Below are 22,013 nucleotides of genomic sequence, written 5' to 3'. Positions count from 1 at the left end.
CCTAGTCGCGGAAGCTGGGGTCCAGGCGATCAAGCTTGCGCAGCAGCGCCGGCCACTCCATGACGCCGTACGGACGGCGCGTGCCCGGCTGATAGTTGTTCCACGTGGCTTCCAGCACGTCCGCCGGCACCTGCTGCAGCGGCGTGTTGCACGACATCGCCGCCACTTGCGAGCGGCAGGCCAGTTCAAGCCGATGCATCCAGTTGAACGCCTCGCCCACGGTATTGCCAACGGTCAGGGCGCCATGATTGCGCAGGATCAGCGCCTCGCCCTTGCCCAGGTCTTCGAGTAGCGACGCCTGTTCGGCGGTATCGAGCACCACGCCCTGATAGTCGTGATAGCCGATCTTCAGGAAGCGCATCGCCGTCTGCGTGACCGGCAGCAGGCCGCACGCCAGGGACGACACCGCCATCGACGCCCAGCTATGGGTATGGATCACACACGCCACCTCGGGCCGCGCGTGATGCACCGCGCTGTGAATCACGTAGCCGGCCTTGTTGATGCCGTAGTTCAGCGAACCGAAGTCAGGCTTCGACAAGATGTTGCCCGCGTGGTCCACCTTGATCAGGCACGATGCTGTGATCTCCTCGTACATCATGCCGTACGGGTTGATCAGAAACGCATCCTCTTCATCCGGCACGCGCACCGAGATGTGGTTGGCCATCATGTCGGCCATGCCATAGAGCTCGACCAGCCTGTAGCACGCGGCGAGATCGACGCGCGCCTGCCACTCCGTGTCGCTACACTGGCCGCGCATCGAGGGAATGTTAAGCACACCCGGTTTCGTCATGATCCTGTCTCCCTTTTCGGTTTCTTGATTCGATTCGATGTCTTAGTCGGCGCCCAGCGCGAGATCGCTCGGCCGGCGCTTTTCGATGTTGTACTTCAGTAGCGCCGCGCAGCGGTAGATGCCATGCGCGAACTTGCCGTACGGCAGCGTCAGGAACAGCGCCATGACGATGCCGAGGTGAACTGCCAGCGAGGTGGCCATCGCGCCGGTATCACGCAAGGCCAGCAACACCAGTCCGCTCGCGCTGGTCAGGAACAGCAGCGCGATGAATCCACGGTCCATCGGCTTCTGATCCGGATCGCCAGTGCGCGGGTCGCGCCGCACATTGAGCCAGAACAGACCGGCGGTGCCGATCAGCAGGCCGATGCCGCCGACCGTGCCAAGCAGCACAGGCAGGCTCGTCAGCGCGTAAGGTGCGTGCAGATCCAGCAGGTAGTGATACAGCGTGGCCACCGTCGTCGCGGCAAAGCACAGCATGAAGCCGTAGAACGTGAAATGGTGGAAGCGCCGGCGCAGCAGCGTGAACGCGTCGTCCTCGTTGTTGCAGCCTTCGCCGTGCCCACCGCCGAGATACTTGAGCCGCAGCGCATCGTGCGCGGCGCCGCCCGCGGCCGCACCGCCGTCATCACTGGCTCGCGTGCCGGGCGTTACCTGCCGCCAGAACCGCGTCACCCCGATCCCCAGTGCAACGATGGCGAAGACGAACACCACGCCGAACATCACTGCCAGCAGGTTGTGCGGGAAGATCGCGTAGAAGTTGCCAGCCAGCGGCGCGTGCAGCAGGCTGCCGCGCATCGCCAATACCATCAGCAGGAACAACGCCAGGCCGCCAGCCAGCGCCAGCGCCGTGGTCAGCCCCGCGCGCCGGTACAAACCGCCGAGCGCGGCGGGGAAAGCGTAGTCGCCGTAGGTCTGCACGCGCACCTTGGCCATCGCCTGCGGAATATTGACCGCGAACTCGTGCGGCGGCGCGTACTGGCAGGCGTGATAGCAGGCGCCACAGTTGTGGCACAGATTAGCCAGGTAGTGGATATCGGCCTTGGGAAACTCCAGCCGGCGCGTCATTGCCGGGAACACCGCGCAGAAGCCCTCGCAATAGCGGCAGGCGTTGCAGATCTGCAGGGTGCGGGCCACTTCGCCCTCGTCCGCAGTCAGCGGCAGCGCGCCACGCGCCAATGCCGCGGCCTCGCGCGTCAGCGCTTCAAGATGTTGCATATTCCTTTTCCGTTGATGCCTGTGAGGCACGCCTGGCCATGCCCTTTGCCGCCTTGGCGGCCTGCGTGCCGGCAATCCGGCCGAACGCGGTGCCGATCGCCATGCCGACGCCAGCGGTATAGCCCTTGCCGAGCACGTTGCCAGCCATCATCTCGCCGGCCACGAACAGGTTGTCACTCGGCCTGCCATCGAAATGCACGGCCGACTCTTCGTTGACCTTCAGTCCCAGGTACGTGAACGTGATGCCTGGGCGAAGCGCGTAGCCGAAGAACGGCGCGGTGTCGAGCGGCCGCGCCCAGTGAGTCTTGGACGGCGTCACGCCCTCGGTGTGGCAATCGTCCAGCACCGTGTGGTCGAACTTGCCGACCCGGCACGCGGCGTTGTAGGCGTTGATCGTCCGCATGAACGTGGCTTCGTCGAGCCCGAGCTTGCGCGCGAGTTCCGGCAGCGTATCGGCCTTCACGCCCGGGAACACCGGCGGCATGAAGCGTCCGATCGCCTTTGCGTCGATGATCGAGTAACCGATCTGCTGTGGCTGCTGCGCGACCAGACGGCCCCAGATCGCATAGCGCTTGGGCCAGAAGTCCTCGCCTTCGTCGTAGAACCGCTCGGCATTGGCGTTGAGCACGACCCCGAGCGAGACGCAATCGATTCGCGTGCAGATGCCACCGTCGTAGAGCGGCGCGCGCGCGTCGATCGCCACGCAGTGCGACTGTGACGGGTCACCGATTGCGTCGGCACCCGCGGCAATCATGTGCTTGAGCAGCACGCCCATGTTGAAGCGGGTGCCGCGGATCAGGAAGTTGTCGGCGGGCCATTCGCCCCGCTCGTTCTGGCCCCAAGCCTCCCGCAGCCACTCGCGGTTTGATTCGAATCCGCCGGCCGCCAATACGCAGGCGCGTGCTTCAATCCGCTCTGCGCCGATACGCGCCGCCACGAAACGGCTGCCATCGAGCTCGATGGCGTCGACTGGGGCGTTGTAGCGAATCTGCACGCCAAGCGCCTCGGCACTGCGGTAGTAGGCATTGACGAGCGCCTTGCCGCCGCCCATGAAGAACGCATTGGTGCGAGCCACGTGGAGCGCGCCAGACAACGGTGGCTGGAAATGCACGCCATGGCTGCGCATCCAGTCCCGGCACGACGACGACGCGCGGATTGCAAGCCGCGCCAGCTTCTCGTCGGTCAGGCCGCCGGTCACTTTCAGCAGATCCTGCCAGTACTCTTCTTCGGGGTACGCGTCGACCAGCACGTCCTGCGGAGCGTCATGCATGCAGCGCAGGTTGCGTGTGTGGGAGGAGTTACCGCCGCGCCATTCGCGCGGCGCGGCTTCCAGCAGCATCACGCTGGCGCCCGCTTCACGGGCCATCAGCGCGGCGCAAAGGGCGGCATTGCCGCCGCCGATCACCAGGACGTCGATCATGACCGGGCGTCCTGAGTGCGGGGATTGGGGGTGGGGGTGGAAATTGACACGCCTTTCTGAGCCTTCCTGAAGTCTGTCCGGGACTGTATCCGCCTGCTCCGCGCCTGCTAACCCGTTGACTGGCATGGGGGCATCACGATTTGTGATGGGACAACCAGGCCGGGCTCGAAGCGGAAAACAGATGGCGGAGGATCGCGATGCGGCAGCAGGGGCGGCCTTTCAGATCCGTCTCATATCTATCCCGGCGGCGCTGGCCCAGAGTATCGAACAAGGCGCTCACGGTGCCGCTCTCTCAACGCTCAAGGAGCCGTTCACATCATGGATGACACCATCGAATTCAGTACTTCCAGGCCAGCCAGCCAGACCGGCACGGAAGGCCCCTGCCCCCATCTGCTGGCATTGCGGGGCTGTATGCGGCACGATGGCCCGCCGCTGACACCCGGGCAGATCGACCTGCTGATCGAAGCCTCTGTCATGGAGGAATTCATGTCCAGCATGGGATGGGCCCCCACCACCGTCGTCAATGCGGGAGACTGGCCGGCACTCGAGGACATGCCGTACGCCGGAGGAGCGGCGAACCCGCTGTTCGGCTGCCTGGCCCAGACCTACCGCGAGCAGGGCGTGGAGTTCTATGTGCCGAACACGGATTTCTTCCGGCCACTAGCCGCTGGCCAACCCGGAAGGCGTCAGGGATGATCGGGCTGGATACCTGCGTGCTGGCGCGGCTGATCCTGGACGACGATGCCGTGCAGTCGCCGATCGCCGCCGGTCTGATCGCCAGTCTGACCTGTCAACGCCCCGGCTACGTGTCGACGGCGGTCATCCTGGAACTGGCATGGGTGATGCAGCGGCGCCGCTCGCGGCCCGAGATCATCCGGGCCATATATCGCCTGCTCAGGAGCCGGGCGCTGCGGGTCGAGGGCGGTTTCAAGTCCAAGTGCAACAAAAACTCAATGCACTAAATCCGGCTGCTGGGCCAGCCGCGCCAAATGCTCGGCATAGACCTCGATGGGCTTGCGCCACCCCAGAGTCATCCTGGGCCGTCCATTGAGCTCATCGGCCACAGCGTCCAACTGCTCCTGGCTGTAGCCACTCAGATCAGTCCCCTTGGGGAAGTACTGGCGCAAGAGCCCATTGGTGTTCTCGTTGCTCCCCCTTTGCCAGGGACTGTAGGGGTCGCAGAAGTACACCTTCATGCCTGTGTTCTCGCTGAGCTGGCGGTGCTCGGCCATCTCGCTGCCCCGGTCGTAGGTCAGGGTCTGGCGCATCGGCTGGGCTATTGTCTTGAGCTTGTCGCTGAAGGCTTGCAGTACATGCGCCGCTGTGGCGGGGTTGGGGTGTGGCAGCTTGACCAGCACCACCAGACGGGTGGTGCGCTCGACCAGCGTGCCAATCGCACTGGCGTTAGCCTTGCCTTTGATCAGATCACCCTCCCAGTGGCCGGGCAACTGGCGATCCTCGATCTCGGGTGCTCGCACATGGATGCTCAGCAAGTCTTGCGTCTCCTTGCGGCGATCCTTTCCCCTGGAGCGGGGCCAACGTTTGGCGTGGGCCATGCGCAGGCAGGACACCAGCTCCTTCTTGAGCTCTCCCCGGGGCTGGGCGTAGATGCAGGTGTAGATGCTTTCGTGTGAGGCTTGCAAGCGGCGATCCTGTGGGTGAAGACGCTGGAGTTCGTTGGCGATTTGCTGGGGCGACCACTTGTGGCGCAGGTAGTCGCAAACCAGCGGGAACAAGGGCCCTTGGCGGTGCAGCTTGGGGCTGGGACGGGCTTGGCGTTTGCGATTGTCACTGCGCTGCTGGGCGAACTTGGAGGCGTAGCCCTTGCCGCCTGCATTGCGATTGCACTCGCGGCTGATAGTGCTCTTGTCACGCCCCAGGGCCCTGGCTATGGCGCTGAGGCTTTGCTTTTGCTGCAGCCCCAGGGCTATCGCATGGCGTTCGGTCTCACTCAACTGCTGGTAATTTTTCTTGGTCATCTTGGCCTCAATTCTCGGTGTTGCACTTCGGAATTGAGGCCGCCGAGTCCGCTCCGGTCGTCTATCGCGCGTTGTCGATGTTCGCCTCGGGGAACACCGGTTTCACCAACTGCCTGATCGACCGTGCCGCGCACGCAGAAGGCTGCGAATACGTCGCCACGTTCGATCGCGCCGCCGGCCACATGCCCGGCTTTCGCGATATTGGGCGTCATCCGTACCCGCTATCCCTCCACTAAGAGGCGCTATCAAAATGAAGCGAAGCGATTCTGGCTAGGGTGAAGCAGGGGTTTCGGCTCGTATGCGAGCCGCCTGCGGAACGGCATGTGCCTGCGAGCACATGCGCGCCCTGCAAGGGGGCGGCCGCAGACAGTACAAGTGGACCGGCCAAGGCCGCGCAACGACGCCAGAATCATTTTGATAGTGCCTCTAGCAGCCGTGCCCCGCGCCAACCTCCCGATCGCACCAGACCACGCGCCGTATCGGCCAGCACCACCCGCAGCGCCAGCGCAGCGGGTGACAACTCATCGTCCGACAGACTGCAAAGCAGGTTCTGGCGACCTACCTGCGGATCGTCGATATGCGCCAGGTGAAAACGCGTTTCCGCATCGGGATAGCGCCCCACTGCGGCCCATGGCTGCAGCGTGGTGCCAAAGCCCATGTCGACGGCATCCATCAGCATCGCCAGCGAATCGATCTCCTGCGTGACATGCGGTACAACCTTGGCCCGGGAGAATGCCGCATCGAGCGTGCTGCGCAGACCATGAACACCGGTGGGCATGATCAGCGGCACCTCGGACAGATCGGCCATGGTCAGACGCGTGGGCGGCTCGGCCTTGCCCTGCGGCAAGGCATTGCGGGACTGAATCAGGAAGAGCGTTTCCTCGAGCAGCGGCATGACCGTCCAGCGCCGCGCGGCATGCGTATCGAACAACACGGCCAGATCGAGCTGGCGCGCATTGAGCATCGCGGTCAGGTGTCCCGACAGGCTCTCAACGATATGCAGTCGCACGTCGGGATAGCGCTCGCGCATCGCGCGAATCAGCGGCACACCGATCACCGAGGCCGTGGTCGGCGCCAGCCCGACACTGACCGTACCGGTCAGCCGCGCCTGATGCGCAGCGCGCCGCGCCTGCTCCGCGTGACGCAGAGTAAGCTGGGCTTCGTGAAAGAACGCAAGGCCCGCTTCGGTCGGCGTCACGCCGTGTGGCGTCCGGCGCAGCAGGCGCGTGGCCAGTTCGCTCTCGAGCCGGCTGATCTGCTGGCTGACGGCCGATTGCACCATGTCGAGCTCAAGCGCCGCCCGGCTCATGCTGCCGAGTTCGACCACCCGCACGAAGTATTGAAGCTGGCGCAATTCCATCTGTGTCCCCTGGCATCGCCACCGCCGATTCCGGCGGCAACGATCGTCATCTCGTGGGACGTCTTATACCAGATGCGAAACGCGGCGGACCGAGATGCCGGCTCCGGGGTCTCAGGCTTCGTTGGCGCCGCTGTACCAGTCGACAGTCTGATCGAGGTAAACCAGACCCTTCTCAGCCAGACCCGGACGCATGTTGTACATGTCGACGCCCAGCACGCCGGAGGCCAGCTTCTCGCGCTTGCCAGCTTCCAGCGCCTCCCGCTCGGCCGCCTTAGCGGCGATGTCCGCCGCTTGCGGTCGCGCCACGACGACCACACCGTCATCGTCCGCGACAATCACGTCCCCAGGGCGTACCAGCGCGCCGGCACAGACCACCGGTACGTTGACCGCGCCCACGGTCTCCTTGACCGCGCCCTGCGCGGAAATCGCACGGGACCAGACCGGGAAGCCCATGACGTTCAGCGTCGACACGTCGCGCACACCGCAGTCGATGATCAGCCCGCGCGCGCCGCGCGCCTTCAGCGATGTTGCCAGCAGATCGCCAAACACGCCGTCTGTGCAGTCGCTCACCAGGCCCACCACCAGCACATCGCCGGGCTGAACCATTTCCACGGCCACGTGGATCATCCAGTTGTCGCCGGGATGCATCAGCGCCGTGACAGCACAGCCCGAGATTGCCGAACCGGACTGGATCGGCCGCAGATACGGCTTCATCAGTCCGGTTCGGCGCTGGGCCTCATGCACCGTCGCCACGCCGAACTTGCCAAGCGCTTCGACATCACGCGACTCGGCGCGCAGGATATTGCGATAAGCGACGGTTCTCATGCCAGGACCTCCGAGACTTGCGGGAAAATGCGGGCATAGCCCTCACCATGGGTAATCTTGCGATCGGAATTGCGCGTTGCCTGCGCGCCCCGCTGAAGCGCGACGCGGGTGTAGTACTCCCACAGGTGTTCCTGCGCGGCCATGGTCGTGAACGCGCGCTGCTTCTTCTCCCAGACCGCGGAGATATCGAGCAGCACGTCCGGCTTCCAGTTGCACTGCTCCGGCTGGTGCGGCTCGAACAGGAACACAGGCGGCGCGCCGATCACCGGCACCTCGGGCTTGTAGCCATGCGCCTGGGCGATGATGCGCGCTTCCTGCGCCACGTGAGTGGCCAGTGGATGATCGAAGTTATAGATGTCTTCACGCGAGTGCGTCAGCACCAGTTCCGGGCGAATGTCGCGATAGATGTCGGCCAGCCGCAGCAGCGCCTCGTCGGGCACGCGCAGCGGATAGTCGCCCAGATCGAAGCATTCGAGCGTGCCGCCCAGGATCTCGGCAGCGCGCTCGGCTTCCTCGCGACGCGCGACTTTGACCCGGTCCATCGTCATGCCCGGCTGCCGCCACATCTTCGCGGACTCGCCGCGCTCGCCGAACGACAGGCACACGATGCGCACGTGATAACCGCGCTCGGCGTAAAGCGCGATGGCACCGCCCGCGCGCCAAACAAAATCAGCGGCGTGGGCGCTGACCACCAGGATGGAAGGCTTTGCAGCCGAGGCTTGTTGTACGGACATGGCAATACGAAAGACGTTTTCGAGAAAATGGACGCAGTCGGGCGCCCGGATGTGGCCTCGATCAGCCGCTCAGTTGGGCGCTCAGCCGGCCACTTAGTCGGCGGTAATCCCGGCCTTGCGGATTACCCCGGTCCAGGTCGTGGTTTCCGAGCGGATGAACTGGCCGAACTGCTCGGGCGTGCCCGAGACGATCGTCACACCGAGCTGACCAAGCTGCTTGCGCACGTCGGCATCGTTCAACGCGGCGTTGGCCGCCGTGTTCAGCGCCTTGACGACCGGCGCGGGCGTCTTGGCGGGCGCAACGAGTCCCCACCAGACCGAGGCGGTGAAGGCGGGCAGCCCTTCCTCCTTCGAGGTCGGGACATTGGGCAGCAACGCCGAACGGCTGGCGCTGGCCACCGCCAGCGGCCGCAACGTGCCGGACTTGATATGGCTGATCACTTCAAGCGGATTGATCGGCATGAACGTCAGGCGTTCGCCGATCAGGTCGGTAATGGCGGGCGCGCCGCCTTTGTATGGAACGTGCAGCACGTCGATGCCGGCGGACTCCTTGAGCATTTCGCCTGCAAGGTGGCCCGAACTGCCGTTGCCGGCCGAACCGAAGCTAAGCTTGCCCGGTTCCGCCTTGGCTTGGGCGATCAGCCCCTTCATCGACGTGATGCTCGACTTGGCCGGCACCACCACCACCAGCGAAGCCTCGCCAATCCGCGCCACTGGCGCGAAATCCGTGGCCGGGTTGAAGCTGAGCTTGTTGAACAGCGCCGCGTTCGTCGCCAGGCTGTTCGATGCCATCATGATCGTGTAGCCGTCGGCCGAGGCCTTGGCCACGAAATCCATGCCGATATTGGTGCTGGCGCCGGGGCGGTTATCGACGATGATCGGCTGCTTGAGTTGCTGGCTCATTCGCTGGCCAACCGAGCGAGCCACGATATCGACCGCGCCGCCCGCCGCATACGGCACGACCAGCCGGATTGGGTGGTCGGGATATGCGTCGGCACGGGCCGTCTGGGCGCCGATTGCCAGCGCGGTGGCTAGCATTGCGGCCAGAATCGGGCGGCTCCCGCCCTGCAAAGCATGAATACGAGCGAGCCCGCGCAGCATGATGTCTCCAGATGTTATTGATCTCCTGGCACATTCTCGGCGCGGGCCGTGATACTGTCCAATATGTTTTCAGGTGGCTCGTTATTTCGAATTCGTATCAATGGACTTTCGCCAACTTCGCTATTTCGTGGCCGTGGCCGAGGCGCTGAGTTTCAGCGAGGCCGCCCGCCGGCTGCATGTCAGCCAACCGCCGCTCAGCATCCAGATCAAGGCACTGGAAGATGAACTGGGCAGCCCGCTGCTGGAACGGTCGCGCCATCACGTGGCGCTGACGCCGGCCGGAGAACTGTTCCTGGAAAAGGCACGGGCGGCACTGGCCAATCTCGACGAAGCGCGTGACGTGGTCAGGCAGGTGGCCTCCGGAGAGGCAGGAGAGATACGCGTGGGGTTTACGGCGTCCGTGCCGATGCAGGATGTCTTTCCGCGCGCCGTGCACGCCTTCCGCGAGGCACATCGCCATGCCCGGCTCGAACTGGTGCACATGTCCACCGGCCAGCAGCTCCAGCAACTCGAAAGTGGCGAAATCGACATTGGATTCCTGCGTCCCTCACCGCAGTTCCGGCCACCGGCGCGTATTGAAGTGCGGGAGGTCCTGGCGGACCGTCTGGTGGCGGTGCTACCGCTCGGCCACCTGTTGGCGCGATCGAACGAGCAGACGGAGATCGACATCAGCGAACTGTCCGGCGAGAGGTTCCTGCTGTTTCCCCGCGGACTCGGTTGCGGCCTGTTCGATCACGTGACCACACTGTGCAATCGCGCCGGATTCGCGCCGAATGTCGCGCAGGAAGCGCGCGAGGCCACCACGATCATCGGCCTGGTAGCCAGTGGTGCCGGGGTGTCGGTGCTACCGGCGATATACGCGCGCACGGGCATCCCCGGCGTGGCGTACCGCGCCATCGCCGGGCCCGACGCAGGCAGCCGCATCCTGATGGCGCATCGCGCGGATGCGCTATCGCCGATCATGAAACGGTTCGTGGGATATTTCTGAGGTTGGGAGTTGCCGATTGCTGGCTCCCCTCTTCCGCTCGCGGAAGAGGGGAAAAAACCAACTGCAGATCAGCCGCCTGGCGCCGTCACCAGCCCATCCGCGCGGAACATCGCCTTGATCCCGCGCACCGCCTGACGGATACGCGATTCGTTCTCGATCAGCGCGAATCGCACATACTCATCGCCGTAGTCACCAAACCCGATACCGGGGGAAACCGATACCTTGGCCTTGGCCAACAGTTGCTTGGCAAACTCTAGCGAGCCGAGCGCGCGATAGGGTTCCGGGATACGGGCCCAGATGTACATCGAAGCCTTTGGAATATCGACTGGCCAGCCCGACTCGATCAGCCCGCGTGCCAGCACGTCGCGGCGCGACTGATACTGGGCGGCAATTTCCTTCACGCACTGTTGGTCGCCCTCGAGCGCGGCGATCGCCGCCACCTGCAGCGGTGTGAACGTGCCATAGTCGTGATAGCTCTTGATACGCGTCAGCGCGGCCACAAGGTCGGGATTGCCGACCATGAAGCCGATCCGCCATCCCGCCATGTTGTAGCTCTTGGACAGCGTGAAGAACTCCACCGCGATGTCCTTCGCGCCCGGCACCTGCATGATCGACGGCGCCTTCCAGCCATCGAAAACGATATCGGCATAAGCCAGGTCGTGCACCACGAAGATGTCGTGCTTGCGCGCCAGCGCAATCACGCGTTCGAAGAAATCGAGCTCCACGCAGGCCGCCGTCGGATTGGACGGGAAACCCAGCACGATCATCTTCGGCTTCGGGTAGCTGCCACGAATCGCGCGTTCCAGTTCGGCGAAGAAGTCGATGCCCGGCGTCAGCGGCACTGAGCGGATGTCTGCCCCCGCGATCACCGCGCCATAGATGTGGATCGGGTAGCTGGGGTCGGGCACCAGCACGGTGTCGCCACGGTCCAGCGTGGCCAGCATCAGGTGCGCAAGGCCTTCCTTCGAGCCGATCGTGACAATCGCCTCCTTGTCCGGATCGATATCGACGTCATAGCGTTCGCGGTACCAGTGCGAGATCGCGCGACGCAGGCGCGGGATGCCCTTCGACGCCGAATACCCGTGCGTGTCCGGCCGCTGCGCGGCGTCGACGAGCTTGGCCACGATATGCGGCGGCGTGGCGCCATCGGGGTTGCCCATGCTCATGTCGATGATGTCCTCGCCACGGCGGCGGGCGGCCATCTTGAGCTCGGCGGTGATATTGAAAACGTACGGGGGAAGACGATCGATGCGCGCAAAGCGGCGCTTGCCGGAATCGGCAGTCATGTGGAGTCCTTTACGTAAGCGCCCGGAACCGTCCGAGCGACGTCGCGACCGTTGTCTCGGTCGCTGGGGACTGAATTTAGCAAGACGCGCGCAATCGCACAACCAATAAATGGCACACGTCGATCAACGCGCGTCGCGCTGCGTTACTGGAACATGCCGCCGGGTGGCTGTGTCGGACGATCCGGAGGAAGATGGCGCACGATGCAATCGAGCGCATCGGCATTGGACTTGGTACCCCCCATCGACCCGGCAATCGCGTCGCGATACTGCGGCACATTGATGCGGCTGTAGTAAAGCCTGGAGGTTTGGTCGAGCCAGTAGACGTAGTCGCTGTCGCTATCGGTGGTGCCGCTGCGCAGCCACTCGCCCAGGTTGTGGTTGCCAAGCCGCGTGTCGGCGCACGCATCCTGGATCGTGTTCAGATATTTGTTGAGGCCATGGGCCTCGTAGTTACGCACGGAGTCGGGGGCGCACGCCGCAGTGCCAACAGTGGCGACGATGGCGGCGGCAACAGCGAACAATGGCGACAGGCGAAGGCGCGGCATGGCAGATCCCTGTGTCGATGAGCGTGGCGATTAGTGTATCCGCGCCACGCCCCTGCCGGAGCCCGCGACGAAAAATTTCAGATGTCGCGATTCAACTCTTCAGTCATCGATCGTTTCATGCACCGCCGCATTGCCGCGTTTCCAGTAAGCCGATGCGCGAATACGCGACTTGTCGATGCCGCGCTCGCCCACCAGATACTGGCGCACCTCGCGCATCGCGGCGGCCTCGCCAGCAGCCCAGACGTAGCCTTCGCCCTGCGGCAAACTGAGCCAGCGAAGCGTCGGCGCAAGCTGGCTACCCTCGGGTCGGCCTTCGCGGTGAACCCAATGCACTTGCGCATTTGGCCCGGTCGCGAGCGGAATCTGCGCCGAGGCATCCGACACTTCCGCCACCACGATCACACGGGCGTCCGGGCCCAGCTCCTCGATACGGCGAGCCATGGCCGGCAGCGCAGTGTCGTCGCCGATCAGCAGATGCCAGTCGAACCCGTGCGGGATCACGAACGAACCGCGTGGGCCGCCCACGCCGAGATACTGGCCCGGCTGCGCTTGCGCCGCCCAGGTGGAAGCAGGCCCGTCGCCATGCAGCACGAACTCGATGTCGAGTTCGCCGGCTGCGTTGTCGTATCGGCGGGGCGTGTAGTCGCGTGTCTCTGGCCGGGGCTGCCCTTCCGGAAAACGGATGCCGTCGGCCCCCACTTCTGGCAACGCAGGCTTTTCCGCTCCCGCGGGCGGGAAGAACACCTTGATGTGATCGTCGAACGAGCCGGAGACGAAGTCCGCGAGGTCTTCGCCGCCCAGTGTCACGCGCAGCAACTGCGGCGATACCCGGTGCGTGCGCAACACCTTGAGCAGGCGCATCTTGAGCGGATGGCGGACGCGCTCGACTGTCAGATTGCGGTCGTCATTCATGCGTTCTGGTCTCCCGATTCGATGTCATCCGCCGCGCGGTTCAGGATGGCGGCAATCCGGCGCTGTTCGTCTGGAGACGCACCGCTGCGAAGCGCCAGCGCCTGCTTGAGTCGCATCCGCGACGTCACGAACTCGGGCACCCATCCGCCCTGCTCGGGCTCGCGCTGCGGCTCGCCGCGCATGGCCCGGCGCATCCAGTCCATCTTGCGTGCCACGTGCTGTAGCCGTGCCAGCATCTGCTCCAGCCGCTCACGGTTCTCTTCCAGATAGGCGCGGCCGGCGTCTGCCAACTGGTAGCGCTTCTTGTTGCCCTCGGTATCGACCGTTGCGTAGCCGAGGTCCTCCAGGAAAGTCAGCGCGGGGTAGACCACGCCCGGGCTCGGCTTGTAGAACCCGCCCGTGCGTGCCTCCAGCGCCTTGATCAGCTCATAGCCATGCGACGGCTTTTCCTCTAGCAGCGACAGCAACAACAGTTGCAGATCCTCGGCGCTGAACTTGCGGCCACGGCGCAGGCTTTCGCCATCGAAGCCATCGGAGCCGTCCCAATCTCCACCGCCGCCACGGGACCAGAAGCTGCCACCTCGGCCCATCGCGTGGATCAGCACGCGCAAGCCATCGTGACGCTGCCCGCGCCAATGCCCATGCCCATGCCCATGCCCATGCCCACTGTGTCCACCGTGCCGCCCTTGATGACCTTGGCGACCTTCACCCCTACCATCAGAACCAAAGCAGTCCCTCATGATTGCACTCCACCAAGTCTTACGATGCATCTTACGATATATATCGTACGATATAAAGTCAAGGACGAATTCTCGGGCGCACGATACGGGAACGTTCCTGTCATAATGCAAGCCACTACGCAAACACCCAGGACACCCAAGGCATTCCACGCAGTACCCTTTCCGCAATTCAACCTGGCAGGAGGAGACACCGTGCCTGAGAAGAAAGCCATCCTCGTCGTCGGCGCCGGCGACGCCACCGGGGGCGCCATCGCCCGCCGCTTTGCCCACGAGGGTTATGTCGCCTGCGTCACCCGACGCGATGTCGACAAACTCGCGCCACTGGTCGAGCAGATTCGGGCCGAAGGTGGCGAAGCCCATGCCTTTGGCTGCGACGCGCGCAAGGAAGAAGAGACGGTTGCCATGATCGAGCGCATCGAGCGCGATATCGGGCAACTGGAAGTCGCGGTGTTCAACATCGGCGCGAACGTGAATTTCCCGATTCTGGAGACCACCTCGCGCGTCTACTTCAAGGTCTGGGAGATGGCCTGCTTCGCGGGATTCCTGATGGGCCGCGAAGCCGCGCGCGTCATGGTGCCCCGGCAGCGCGGGTCGATCTTCTTCACCGGCGCCACCGCAAGCACGCGCGGCCGCGAGGGCATGTCGGCATTCTCGGGCGCGAAGCACGCGCTGCGCGCGCTGGCGCAAAGCATGGCACGCGAACTTGGCCCGAAGAACCTCCACGTCGCCCACCTGATCATCGACGCCGCCATCGACACCGCCTTCATCCGCGACAATTTCCCGGACCGCTACGCCACCAGGACACAGGATGGCATCGTCAATCCGGAGCACATCGCGGACACTTACTGGATGCTGCATCAACAGCCACGCGATGCCTGGACCCACGAACTCGATCTGCGTCCCTGGATCGAACACTGGTAATCGCCCTCAAGCCAGCATTGCCAAGAAGCACAAAGCCGGACGCAAAGCCGGACACAAAGGAGACATGCAATGAACAAGCAGGTGGAATTTTTCTTCGATTTCGGCAGCCCCTACTCGTACCTGGCGTACAAGGAACTGCCTCGCGTGGCGGCGCGTACCGGCGCAACGATCATGTGGCGGCCGATGCTGCTGGGCGGGGTGTTCAAGGCCACCGGCAACCATAGCCCGGCCGAGATTCCGGCCAAGAGCAAGTGGTCGTCCGGCGATACCGAACGCTGGGCCCGGCGCTACGATGCACCGTTCCGGCACAACCCGTTCTTTCCGGTGAACACGCTGGCCCTGATGCGTGGCGCGATCGGCTACCAGCGCAAGGGTGACGCCGAGTTCCACCGCTATGTCGACGCGATCTTCAGCGCGATGTGGGAACACGGCAAGAACCTCAACGACCCGAACGAGATCGGCAAGGTGCTGGTGGCGGCGGGATTCGACCCGCGCGAGGCACTGGCGATGCTCGACGACCCCGAGGTCAAGGCCGAACTCAAGCAGGTGACCGAGGAAGCCGTGGCACGCGGCATCTTCGGCGCGCCAAGCTTCATTGTCGATGGCGAATTGTTCTGGGGCAACGACCGGCTGACGTTCGTCGAGGAACAGCTCGCCGGCTAATGCCACCCGCCCGGGTAAATCCCCCTCGGGCGGGCCTTCAGACGAACCATCAAGCCGCCAGCTTGAACGTTGTCACGGCGGCGGCAAGCTGGTTGGCATGGGATTCGAGCGAATCTGCGGCAGCAGCAGCCTGCTCCACCAATGCAGCGTTCTGCTGGTTCACCTGCTCCATCTGCGACACCGCCTCGCTGACCTGCGAGATACCTGAAGACTGTTCGATCGATGCAGCCGAGATCTCGTTGACGGTATCGGCCAGTCGCCGCACGGCCACCACGATGTCCTCGATCGTGCTGCCGGCCTGCTCTACCTGCGCGCTGCCGGCGCCTACCTTGTCGACGGACGAATCGATCAACGACTTGATCTCCTTGGCGGCTCCTGCGCTGCGCTGAGCCAGCGCGCGCACCTCGCCAGCCACCACCGCGAAACCGCGACCCTGCTCGCCAGCACGTGCCGCTTCCACGGCGGCATTGAGCGCAAGGATGTTGGTCTGGAATGCAATGCCGTCGATTACGGCGATGATGTCCACGATCTTCTGCGAGCTGGCGTTGATCTCGCTCATCGTCTGCACCACGCCACGCACCACCTCGCCACCGCGCGATGCCAGATCCGCCGCATCGCGGGCCAGGCCGCTGGCGCGCGTGGCGCTCTCCGCGTTATTGGCCACCGTCGACGTCAACTCCTCCATGCTGGCGGCCGTCTGCTCCAGCGCCGACGATTGCTGCTCGGTACGCGACGACAGGTCGGTATTGCCCGCGGCAATCTCCCGCGCGCCTGTTGTCACCGCATCGGAGCCCGCCCGCACCTTCGCCACGGTGTCCGTCAGCCCATGCTGCATTCGCGACAGCGCGCGCAGCAACTGTCCGATTTCATTGCGGCCGGCTTCGGGCACCTTGATCGTCAGATCGCCGTCCGCCACGCGCATGATCAGGTCGCACGCCTGGTGCAGCGGCGCCACAACCAGCTTGCGCAGCGCCAGATGCACGACCACGATCAGCAGCACCGACGCCACCATGCCGACACACACCAGGATCAGCACCCGGTTGAAACGGGTGCTGATCCTGGCGATCACGGCTTCAGTGTGCTGGGTGGCGAGCGCCTCGAAACGCTCGACATCAGCTGAATACTTCATACCTGTCGCGGTGATGTCCTTGTCGTTGATCGCCACGAAGCCATCGGGATCATCCTTACGCAATGCTTCGAGTCCCCGTTGCACAGCGTCATTGTGTGCCCGTGCGACAGCAACCATGCCGTCGCGTGCCGAGGCATCCAGGCCCTCCAGGACAGGCGCGCTGGCAAAGCGTTCCAACGCATCGGTGGACTTGCGGATCGAGCCCTCCGCATTGCCGATTGCCTCGGCGTTGATGCCGCCGCCAGCTTTGGCCGAGTTGTACGCACGCGTCAGCGCAGCGCGCGCGCGTGTCATGTCCTTGTAGGCGCTGTTAAGCAACTGCACGTGCGCCGATACCTGATGCATGTCCTCCGCGGACTCGCTGGCTGCGTACAACTGGGTCACGCCCAGCGCGGCGCCAAACACGATCATCAGGCCGAAAATCACCAGGGTCGCCAGCAGGCCGTGGCGGATGCTCAGGTTATTCATGGGGCTCAACAGATAAGGGTGCAAGCCCGCCTTAACGACGCCCTCGTCTGAAGCTTGAGCCTACCCATGATCTTCATTTGCGATAGATCAAATGCGAGGCTTGCGAGAGGCTTTTTCAGCACTCCCGGGCGACGGCATGGCGGACCGTGCTACGCTGTCTCGCACATCGTGTGGTACGTATCGCCGGTCCTGTCCCCCAGTCAACCGCCATCTCGCCATGTCCATCGCCTTTGACCTGCCTCCCGCCGCGCGTCCCGGCCAGCCCGTAGACGCCATCGACACACCTTCGCTCGTCGTCGACCTGGATGTCTTCGCCCGCAACATCAGCCGGATGCAGGCCGCGGCCGACGCGGCCGGCGTCAAGCTGCGTCCTCACGCCAAGGCACACAAGTGCCCAGACGTTTCAGTTGCGCAGATCGCCCAGGGCGCAGTGGGCATCTGCTGCCAGAAGGTAAGTGAGGCCGTGCCGTTCGCGCGCGCCGGTATCCACGACATCCACATCAGCAATGAACTCGCCAGCCCGGCCAAGGCGGCGCTGCTGGCCGAACTGGCCCGGCATGCGCGCGTGAGCGTGTGCGTCGACGACGTCGCGCAGATCGACGCACTGGCCAGTGCTGCCTCGGCGGCGGGCAGCGCGGTCGATGTCTTCGTCGAGATCGACGTCGGCCAGGGTCGCTGCGGTGTGCGGGATGCATCCGACGCTCTGCGGCTCGCAGAGCGCATCGCGAATCAGTCGGCACTGACATTTCGCGGCCTGCAGGCATACCACGGCGGCGTCCAGCATCTGCGCGGCTGGGCCGAGCGTCGTGACGCCGCCGCACGGGCTGCCGAGCGCACTGGTAGCGTCATCGCACGCCTCGGCGCAGTCGGCGTGCGCTGTGACGTGGTGACCGGGGGCGGCAGCGGCAGCGTGGAGTTCGACCTGACCAGTGGGGTCTATACCGAAATCCAGCCAGGTTCCTATGTGTTCATGGACGCGGACTACGGCAGCAATGCCTATACCGGCACGCTGCGCTTCGAACATAGCCTCTTTATCGCCACCACGGTCATGAGCGTGGCGGCGGAAGACCGCGTGATTCTGGATGCGGGACTGAAGTCGATGGCGGTCGATTCCGGGCTGCCGTGGATCTGGGCCGAGGGCGCGGCGTCGACGACGCTCGACTATGTGGCGGCCAACGACGAGCACGGCATCGTGAAGCCACGCCGCGCCGACACCCCCGAGGCATTGCCCGCACTGGGCAGCCGCGTCATGCTTGTGCCGGGCCATTGCGACCCGACCCTGAATCTTTATGACGAGATCGTCGGCGTCCGGGCCGGCGTGGTGGAATGTGTCTGGCCGATCAGCGCGCGTGGGCTGAGCCGCTGATTGCCGGAACTTGAGCGCCCGCCCGCTACGCGAGTTGGGCGGCGATTTCGTTCAGATCGGCCCGCGCCCAGATCACGCCGGTCCAGGCCTCGAAACGGAGATCCGACAATGGAATCGGCATCAGCGTGCCAAGCCAGTCAGTCGGCGCCGCGCCGCAGCGCAATCCGTTGGCCACCATCGTCATGGCCTCGGGCACGTCGATTTCCGCCACACGCGTGACGGTCGGCCACGGCACCAGGCGCACGTCCAGTGCCGACAGGCCGAATCGATAAAGACCGAATCGGGTATGCAGCGCCCCGCGCGTCAACGTGTGACGCGCCTGACCCAGCCCGTCGTCCTTGCTCGCCGACGGGTCCCACTGCTGGTTGCGTGAGAACCAGAGAATCTCCTGCTTGCCCAGGTGCGGCTCCCGCATCAATGCCGCGGCCGGCACGAGACGCCCGGCGCGCGCGATCGCGGCCAGTGGCGTGCCCACCGTGTAGTGCCAGACATAGTCGGGTTGGTTGTTCATGATGCAACTCCTCCAAGCGCCCTGCTCACTTACCAGACTGGGGGCGGGAAGCCCTGATCACAAGCAAGGTCACGGCTTGTTGCACCCGCAACAAGAATGGGGTCAGACGCATCCAGCATGGGTGCCACCTCCCTGCAGCCCAGGACTGGCGCGGCTTTCTGGGAAATATCGGTAAATTCAGGGCCGCGCCACTGCGTCAAAATTCGAGGGAAGCGTCTAAAACCATAGCACACGGTTTGGTGCATCGCAGCACAATATTCTGATGATTCAGATAATTTGACCGATTGCCCAACTGGTCCAAGGCACAAAAAAGGCCTATGCCGTCATCGGAATTCTTGGGCCCGATGTCACTGCGAGGACAACCTGGCTGCTTACGCTGCAAAGCGCATCGCGAGTCACGCGACGCGCCGCTGCAAGACAGCAGCGGCCGGCCATACCCCGCACGAGACACCGACCATGATCGACGCAATCCGCACCATCACCCGGGCCCGCACCCGCGGGTGCCTGGCGGCCCTGCTGCTGTGTGCGACCCTTGCCGCCTGTGGCAGCGATGGCGACGGCAGCACCGGAAACTCCGGCACCACGCCACCCACCGGTACCACGCCACCCACCGGTACCACGCCCGGCGGCGATACTCCCGATTCCGCCAAGCCGCTCATGAAATGCGCGCCCTGAGCACCGATGGACGCCACCAACAACGACACGCTTGACCAGGGCAGAACCGCTATGAACTCCAGCAGCCGACGCAATTTCCTGAAGATGGCCGGCAGCAGTGCCGCCGCCACCGCCGCGCTTGCCGCATTCCCGCCGGCCATCCGCCGCGCGCTGGCCATTCCGGCCAACAACGCTACCAAATCGATCCGCGACGTCGAATACGTTGTGATCCTGACGCAGGAGAATCGCTCGTTCGATCACTACTTCGGCACCATGAACGGCGTGCGCGGCTTCAGCGACCGCTTCCCGATTCCACTGCCGGGCGGCCGCAACGCATTCCAGCAGACCTACGCCAGCAACAACATCAACCGCGTGGTTCTGCCGTATCACCTGGACCAGACCGCCGGCAACGCCCAGCGCGTGAGCGGCACGCCTCACAGCCAGCCCGACGCGCAGGCCGCGTGGGACCTCGGCCGCATGAGCGCGTGGCCCACCGCCAAGAAGACCCAGTCGATGGGCTACTACACCGAGCAGGAACTGGGCTTCCAGTACGCGCTGGCCAATGCCTTCACGCTGTGCGACGCCTACCACTGCGGCTTCCACGGTGGCACCAATACGAACCGGCTGTTCCAGTGGACCGGCACCAATGATCCGTTTGGCAAGAACGGCGGCCCGGTGATCGACAACAGCGGCGACTCGCTCGACGCCACCGGCGTCAACTACACCTGGACCACCTATCCGGAACGCCTGCAGGCCGCCGGCGTGACCTGGAAGGTCTACCAGAACATGCCGGACAACTTCACCGACAATCCGCTGGCTGGCTTCAAGCAGTACCGCGCGGCCAACGCGGCGCTGGGCAATGCCGCCAACGGCTCGCCGTACACGCCGTATACGCCGGCCAACGACACGGTGAACCCGCTCTTCAAGGGCATCGGCAACACCATGCCCGATGGCGGCTTCCTGCAGGCACTGCGCGATGACATCGCCGCCGGCACGCTGCCGCAGGTATCGTGGATCGTCGCACCTGCGACATACTCGGAACACCCGGGGCCGTCGAGCCCGGTGCAGGGCGCGTGGTACACGCAGCAGTTGCTCGACGCGCTGACGGCCAACCCCGCGATCTGGAGCCGCACGGTCCTGCTGATCAACTTCGACGAGAACGACGGCTTCTTCGACCACGTGCCGCCGCCGTGCGCCCCCGCGCTCGACGCTACGGGCAACCCCGTCGGCTACACGACGATGGATGCATCGACCGAGTACTACAGCGTCGACAAGACGCCGTTTGGTCCCGGCCCGCGCGTGCCGATGTACGTTGTGTCGCCGTGGAGCCGAGGTGGCTGGGTCAACTCGCAGGCCTTCGATCACACCTCGATCCTGCGTTTCATCGAGCAGCGCTTCGGCGTGGCGGAAACCAACATCAGTGCCTACCGCCGCGCGATCATGGGCGATCTGATGTCGGCGTTCGACTTCATCAACCCGAACAGCAACACGGCCCTGGCCTTCACGCCGTTGCAGAAGACGGACGCCGACACGCTGCGCGCCGCGCAGGATGCCAAGGCGCAGATTCCTGCGCCGACGGTTGCCGCCCAGTCGATGCCCACCCAGAAGAACGGCACACGCCCGTCGCGCGCGCTGCCCTACACGCTGCATACCAGCGGCTTCGAGGACCCGTCCACGAACACGGTCTGGCTGCGTTTCAAGAACGACGGCACCCAGGCCGCGGTATTCCACGTGTACGACCGCCTGCATCTGGGCGATGTGCCGCGCCGCTATGCGATCGAGGCGGGCAAGTCCTACGACGCGAAGCTCGACGTGAGCCGCGACAGTGGCCGCTACGACCTCTGGGTGCTTGGCCCGAATGGCTATCACCGCGCGTTCGTCGGCGATATCAGCGCGCAGAAGGCTGCCGGCGGCGGTGCCGCGCCCGAGATCCGTGTGTGCTACGACGAGGCCAACGCCCAGGTCTGGCTCACGCTGATCAACCGCGGCAGCGCGACGTGCACGTTCACGGTCAAGCCGAACGCCTATCGGAACGACGGCCCCTGGACGTTCGAGGTCCCGGCCGGCAAGGAGGTCGACCAGCACTGGCCCGTGGGGTCGCAAGGCAACTGGTACGACTTCACGGTCACCACACAGCAGGGTGGTTTCATGCGCCGCTTCGCCGGCCGGCTGGAGAACGGCACGCATACGGTCTCCGACCCGGCCATGGGCGCCTGACAACGGCTCACCGCAGCTGGTCCGGCAGCCTCGCAGTTGCCGGGCCGGTGAGCCGCCCGGCCAGATAGTCGCTCATCCGGGGATGCCCACTGCATCCCCGGGCCCGATTCCATGTTGAAGTAACGATGCCCCTCGGCGTCGGCGCTGTCATCACCTCCCTCGCGCCGTGAAGCAGCATGATGGCCAGCC

At 64.6% G+C, this 22,013-nt stretch carries 24 protein-coding genes; 9 read left to right on the top strand and 15 right to left on the bottom strand.

The genetic code is table 11. The annotated features are described in order from the left end of the window. Position 1 precedes the first annotated feature (1 nt). The 3 genes from RMET_RS21765 to tcuA are packed head-to-tail and all read right to left on the bottom strand — an operon-like array spanning position 2 to position 3,425. Positions 2-790: a class II aldolase/adducin family protein gene (locus RMET_RS21765; protein ID WP_011518702.1), complete on the bottom strand. Its 789-nt coding sequence runs from the start codon at positions 788-790 to the stop codon at positions 2-4. A gap of 42 nt (positions 791-832) precedes the next feature. Further along, positions 833-2,005, bottom strand: a complete 1,173-nt coding sequence (gene tcuB, locus RMET_RS21760) for a tricarballylate utilization 4Fe-4S protein TcuB (protein WP_011518701.1) — start codon at positions 2,003-2,005, stop codon at positions 833-835. Continuing rightward, positions 1,992-3,425 carry an FAD-dependent tricarballylate dehydrogenase TcuA gene (gene tcuA / locus RMET_RS21755; protein WP_011518700.1) on the bottom strand — a complete coding sequence of 478 codons (1,434 nt, stop codon included), beginning with the start codon at positions 3,423-3,425 and terminating at the stop codon, positions 1,992-1,994. The genes tcuB and tcuA overlap by 14 nt, the downstream gene beginning before the upstream one ends. Positions 3,426-3,743: 318 nt before the next feature. On the opposite strand from tcuA, the gene RMET_RS21750 reads away from it, so the two are divergent. Then, a complete protein-coding gene (locus tag RMET_RS21750; RefSeq protein ID WP_011518699.1) occupies positions 3,744-4,121 on the top strand; it encodes a hypothetical protein in 378 nt (125 codons plus the stop codon). Continuing rightward, complete coding sequence (locus RMET_RS21745) at positions 4,118-4,387, top strand: PIN domain-containing protein (protein WP_011518698.1); 270 nt, start codon at positions 4,118-4,120, stop codon at positions 4,385-4,387. Before RMET_RS21750 ends, RMET_RS21745 begins: the two co-directional genes overlap by 4 nt. Here RMET_RS21745 and RMET_RS21740 read toward each other — a convergent pair. Further along, on the bottom strand, positions 4,376-5,404 hold the full coding sequence (locus tag RMET_RS21740; protein WP_011516271.1) for an IS30-like element IS1088 family transposase: 1,029 nt from the start codon (positions 5,402-5,404) through the stop codon (positions 4,376-4,378). The two genes, RMET_RS21745 and RMET_RS21740, sit on opposite strands and share 12 nt — an antisense overlap. Positions 5,405-5,424: 20 nt before the next feature. On the opposite strand from RMET_RS21740, the gene RMET_RS21735 reads away from it, so the two are divergent. After that, on the top strand, positions 5,425-5,640 hold the full coding sequence (locus RMET_RS21735; protein WP_231138556.1) for a PIN domain-containing protein: 216 nt from the start codon (positions 5,425-5,427) through the stop codon (positions 5,638-5,640). 173 nt (positions 5,641-5,813) lie between these two features. On the opposite strand, the gene RMET_RS21730 is transcribed toward RMET_RS21735, so the two are convergent. The 4 genes from RMET_RS21730 to RMET_RS21715 form a co-directional block, all read right to left on the bottom strand. After that, positions 5,814-6,764 carry a LysR family transcriptional regulator gene (locus tag RMET_RS21730; protein ID WP_011518696.1) on the bottom strand — a complete coding sequence of 317 codons (951 nt, stop codon included), beginning with the start codon at positions 6,762-6,764 and terminating at the stop codon, positions 5,814-5,816. Positions 6,765-6,875: 111 nt separating this feature from the next. Next, positions 6,876-7,589, bottom strand: coding sequence for a 4-carboxy-4-hydroxy-2-oxoadipate aldolase/oxaloacetate decarboxylase (locus tag RMET_RS21725; protein WP_011518695.1), 714 nt, complete (start codon positions 7,587-7,589; stop codon positions 6,876-6,878). Next, on the bottom strand, positions 7,586-8,323 hold the full coding sequence (locus RMET_RS21720) for a PIG-L deacetylase family protein (RefSeq protein WP_011518694.1): 738 nt from the start codon (positions 8,321-8,323) through the stop codon (positions 7,586-7,588). Before RMET_RS21720 ends, RMET_RS21725 begins: the two co-directional genes overlap by 4 nt. A gap of 93 nt (positions 8,324-8,416) precedes the next feature. Continuing rightward, positions 8,417-9,424, bottom strand: coding sequence for a tripartite tricarboxylate transporter substrate binding protein (locus RMET_RS21715; RefSeq protein ID WP_011518693.1), 1,008 nt, complete (start codon positions 9,422-9,424; stop codon positions 8,417-8,419). 100 nt (positions 9,425-9,524) lie between these two features. Between RMET_RS21715 and RMET_RS21710 the strand changes: the two genes are divergently transcribed. Further along, positions 9,525-10,412 (top strand): LysR substrate-binding domain-containing protein, encoded by an 888-nt coding sequence (locus RMET_RS21710; RefSeq protein WP_011518692.1) that lies wholly within the window; start codon positions 9,525-9,527, stop codon positions 10,410-10,412. 68 nt (positions 10,413-10,480) lie between these two features. Here the strand turns inward: RMET_RS21710 and alaC are convergent, their stop codons facing one another. The 5 genes from alaC to RMET_RS34390 all read right to left on the bottom strand — a co-directional run bounded on the left by alaC (position 10,481) and on the right by RMET_RS34390 (position 13,882). Beyond that, a complete protein-coding gene (alaC, locus tag RMET_RS21705) occupies positions 10,481-11,698 on the bottom strand; it encodes an alanine transaminase (protein ID WP_011518691.1) in 1,218 nt (405 codons plus the stop codon). 143 nt (positions 11,699-11,841) lie between these two features. Then, the gene (locus tag RMET_RS21700) at positions 11,842-12,243 is read right to left on the bottom strand and encodes a hypothetical protein (RefSeq protein WP_011518690.1); all 402 of its coding nucleotides are present in this window, start codon (positions 12,241-12,243) and stop codon (positions 11,842-11,844) included. Positions 12,244-12,342: 99 nt separating this feature from the next. Beyond that, the gene (locus tag RMET_RS21695) at positions 12,343-13,155 is read right to left on the bottom strand and encodes a siderophore-interacting protein (protein WP_011518689.1); all 813 of its coding nucleotides are present in this window, start codon (positions 13,153-13,155) and stop codon (positions 12,343-12,345) included. Then, complete coding sequence (locus RMET_RS21690; protein ID WP_035821405.1) at positions 13,152-13,766, bottom strand: PadR family transcriptional regulator; 615 nt, start codon at positions 13,764-13,766, stop codon at positions 13,152-13,154. Before RMET_RS21690 ends, RMET_RS21695 begins: the two co-directional genes overlap by 4 nt. Then, complete coding sequence (locus tag RMET_RS34390) at positions 13,754-13,882, bottom strand: hypothetical protein (protein ID WP_269750025.1); 129 nt, start codon at positions 13,880-13,882, stop codon at positions 13,754-13,756. Before RMET_RS34390 ends, RMET_RS21690 begins: the two co-directional genes overlap by 13 nt. Positions 13,883-14,087: 205 nt before the next feature. Here RMET_RS34390 and RMET_RS21685 point away from each other — a divergent pair, with 205 nt between their 5' ends. Next, complete coding sequence (locus RMET_RS21685; RefSeq protein WP_029309900.1) at positions 14,088-14,816, top strand: SDR family oxidoreductase; 729 nt, start codon at positions 14,088-14,090, stop codon at positions 14,814-14,816. A gap of 69 nt (positions 14,817-14,885) precedes the next feature. Next, positions 14,886-15,479 carry a 2-hydroxychromene-2-carboxylate isomerase gene (locus RMET_RS21680; protein WP_011518686.1) on the top strand — a complete coding sequence of 198 codons (594 nt, stop codon included), beginning with the start codon at positions 14,886-14,888 and terminating at the stop codon, positions 15,477-15,479. Positions 15,480-15,528: 49 nt separating this feature from the next. On the opposite strand, the gene RMET_RS21675 is transcribed toward RMET_RS21680, so the two are convergent. Then, the gene (locus tag RMET_RS21675; RefSeq protein ID WP_011518685.1) at positions 15,529-17,076 is read right to left on the bottom strand and encodes a methyl-accepting chemotaxis protein; all 1,548 of its coding nucleotides are present in this window, start codon (positions 17,074-17,076) and stop codon (positions 15,529-15,531) included. A 217-nt stretch (positions 17,077-17,293) separates the two neighbouring features. Here RMET_RS21675 and RMET_RS21670 point away from each other — a divergent pair, with 217 nt between their 5' ends. Continuing rightward, entirely contained in the window at positions 17,294-18,442 is a 1,149-nt protein-coding gene (locus tag RMET_RS21670; protein WP_011518684.1) for a DSD1 family PLP-dependent enzyme, read from the top strand. Between the two features lie 25 nt (positions 18,443-18,467). Here RMET_RS21670 and RMET_RS21665 read toward each other — a convergent pair whose 3' ends face one another. Beyond that, positions 18,468-18,953 (bottom strand): hypothetical protein, encoded by a 486-nt coding sequence (locus RMET_RS21665; protein ID WP_011518683.1) that lies wholly within the window; start codon positions 18,951-18,953, stop codon positions 18,468-18,470. A gap of 456 nt (positions 18,954-19,409) precedes the next feature. Between RMET_RS21665 and RMET_RS21660 the strand changes: the two genes are divergently transcribed. Next, positions 19,410-19,628, top strand: a complete 219-nt coding sequence (locus tag RMET_RS21660; protein ID WP_011518682.1) for a hypothetical protein — start codon at positions 19,410-19,412, stop codon at positions 19,626-19,628. Positions 19,629-19,679: 51 nt separating this feature from the next. Continuing rightward, a complete protein-coding gene (locus RMET_RS21655; RefSeq protein WP_011518681.1) occupies positions 19,680-21,824 on the top strand; it encodes a phosphocholine-specific phospholipase C in 2,145 nt (714 codons plus the stop codon). The last annotated feature ends 189 nt before the right edge of the window (positions 21,825-22,013 follow it).

Origin of the sequence: Cupriavidus metallidurans CH34 (assembly GCF_000196015.1) — a bacterium.
In the GTDB taxonomy this organism is placed as follows: Bacteria; Pseudomonadota; Gammaproteobacteria; order Burkholderiales; family Burkholderiaceae; genus Cupriavidus; species Cupriavidus metallidurans.
This window is presented reverse-complemented; position numbering and strand designations above follow the sequence as displayed.

Coding starts and splice junctions, on each gene's coding strand:
- RMET_RS21665 (WP_011518683.1), bottom strand. CDS start 18,953: ATGAACAACCAACCCGACTATGTCTGGCACTACACGGTGGGCACGCCA.
- RMET_RS21740 (WP_011516271.1), bottom strand. CDS start 5,404: ATGACCAAGAAAAATTACCAGCAGTTGAGTGAGACCGAACGCCATGCG.
- RMET_RS21700 (WP_011518690.1), bottom strand. CDS start 12,243: ATGCCGCGCCTTCGCCTGTCGCCATTGTTCGCTGTTGCCGCCGCCATC.
- RMET_RS21725 (WP_011518695.1), bottom strand. CDS start 7,589: ATGAGAACCGTCGCTTATCGCAATATCCTGCGCGCCGAGTCGCGTGAT.
- RMET_RS21745 (WP_011518698.1), top strand. CDS start 4,118: ATGATCGGGCTGGATACCTGCGTGCTGGCGCGGCTGATCCTGGACGAC.
- RMET_RS21750 (WP_011518699.1), top strand. CDS start 3,744: ATGGATGACACCATCGAATTCAGTACTTCCAGGCCAGCCAGCCAGACC.
- tcuB (WP_011518701.1), bottom strand. CDS start 2,005: ATGCAACATCTTGAAGCGCTGACGCGCGAGGCCGCGGCATTGGCGCGT.
- RMET_RS21715 (WP_011518693.1), bottom strand. CDS start 9,424: ATGCTGCGCGGGCTCGCTCGTATTCATGCTTTGCAGGGCGGGAGCCGC.
- alaC (WP_011518691.1), bottom strand. CDS start 11,698: ATGACTGCCGATTCCGGCAAGCGCCGCTTTGCGCGCATCGATCGTCTT.
- RMET_RS21710 (WP_011518692.1), top strand. CDS start 9,525: ATGGACTTTCGCCAACTTCGCTATTTCGTGGCCGTGGCCGAGGCGCTG.
- RMET_RS21680 (WP_011518686.1), top strand. CDS start 14,886: ATGAACAAGCAGGTGGAATTTTTCTTCGATTTCGGCAGCCCCTACTCG.
- RMET_RS21695 (WP_011518689.1), bottom strand. CDS start 13,155: ATGAATGACGACCGCAATCTGACAGTCGAGCGCGTCCGCCATCCGCTC.
- RMET_RS21655 (WP_011518681.1), top strand. CDS start 19,680: ATGAACTCCAGCAGCCGACGCAATTTCCTGAAGATGGCCGGCAGCAGT.
- RMET_RS21675 (WP_011518685.1), bottom strand. CDS start 17,076: ATGAATAACCTGAGCATCCGCCACGGCCTGCTGGCGACCCTGGTGATT.
- RMET_RS21660 (WP_011518682.1), top strand. CDS start 19,410: ATGATCGACGCAATCCGCACCATCACCCGGGCCCGCACCCGCGGGTGC.
- RMET_RS21765 (WP_011518702.1), bottom strand. CDS start 790: ATGACGAAACCGGGTGTGCTTAACATTCCCTCGATGCGCGGCCAGTGT.
- tcuA (WP_011518700.1), bottom strand. CDS start 3,425: ATGATCGACGTCCTGGTGATCGGCGGCGGCAATGCCGCCCTTTGCGCC.
- RMET_RS21670 (WP_011518684.1), top strand. CDS start 17,294: ATGTCCATCGCCTTTGACCTGCCTCCCGCCGCGCGTCCCGGCCAGCCC.
- RMET_RS21720 (WP_011518694.1), bottom strand. CDS start 8,323: ATGTCCGTACAACAAGCCTCGGCTGCAAAGCCTTCCATCCTGGTGGTC.
- RMET_RS21730 (WP_011518696.1), bottom strand. CDS start 6,764: ATGGAATTGCGCCAGCTTCAATACTTCGTGCGGGTGGTCGAACTCGGC.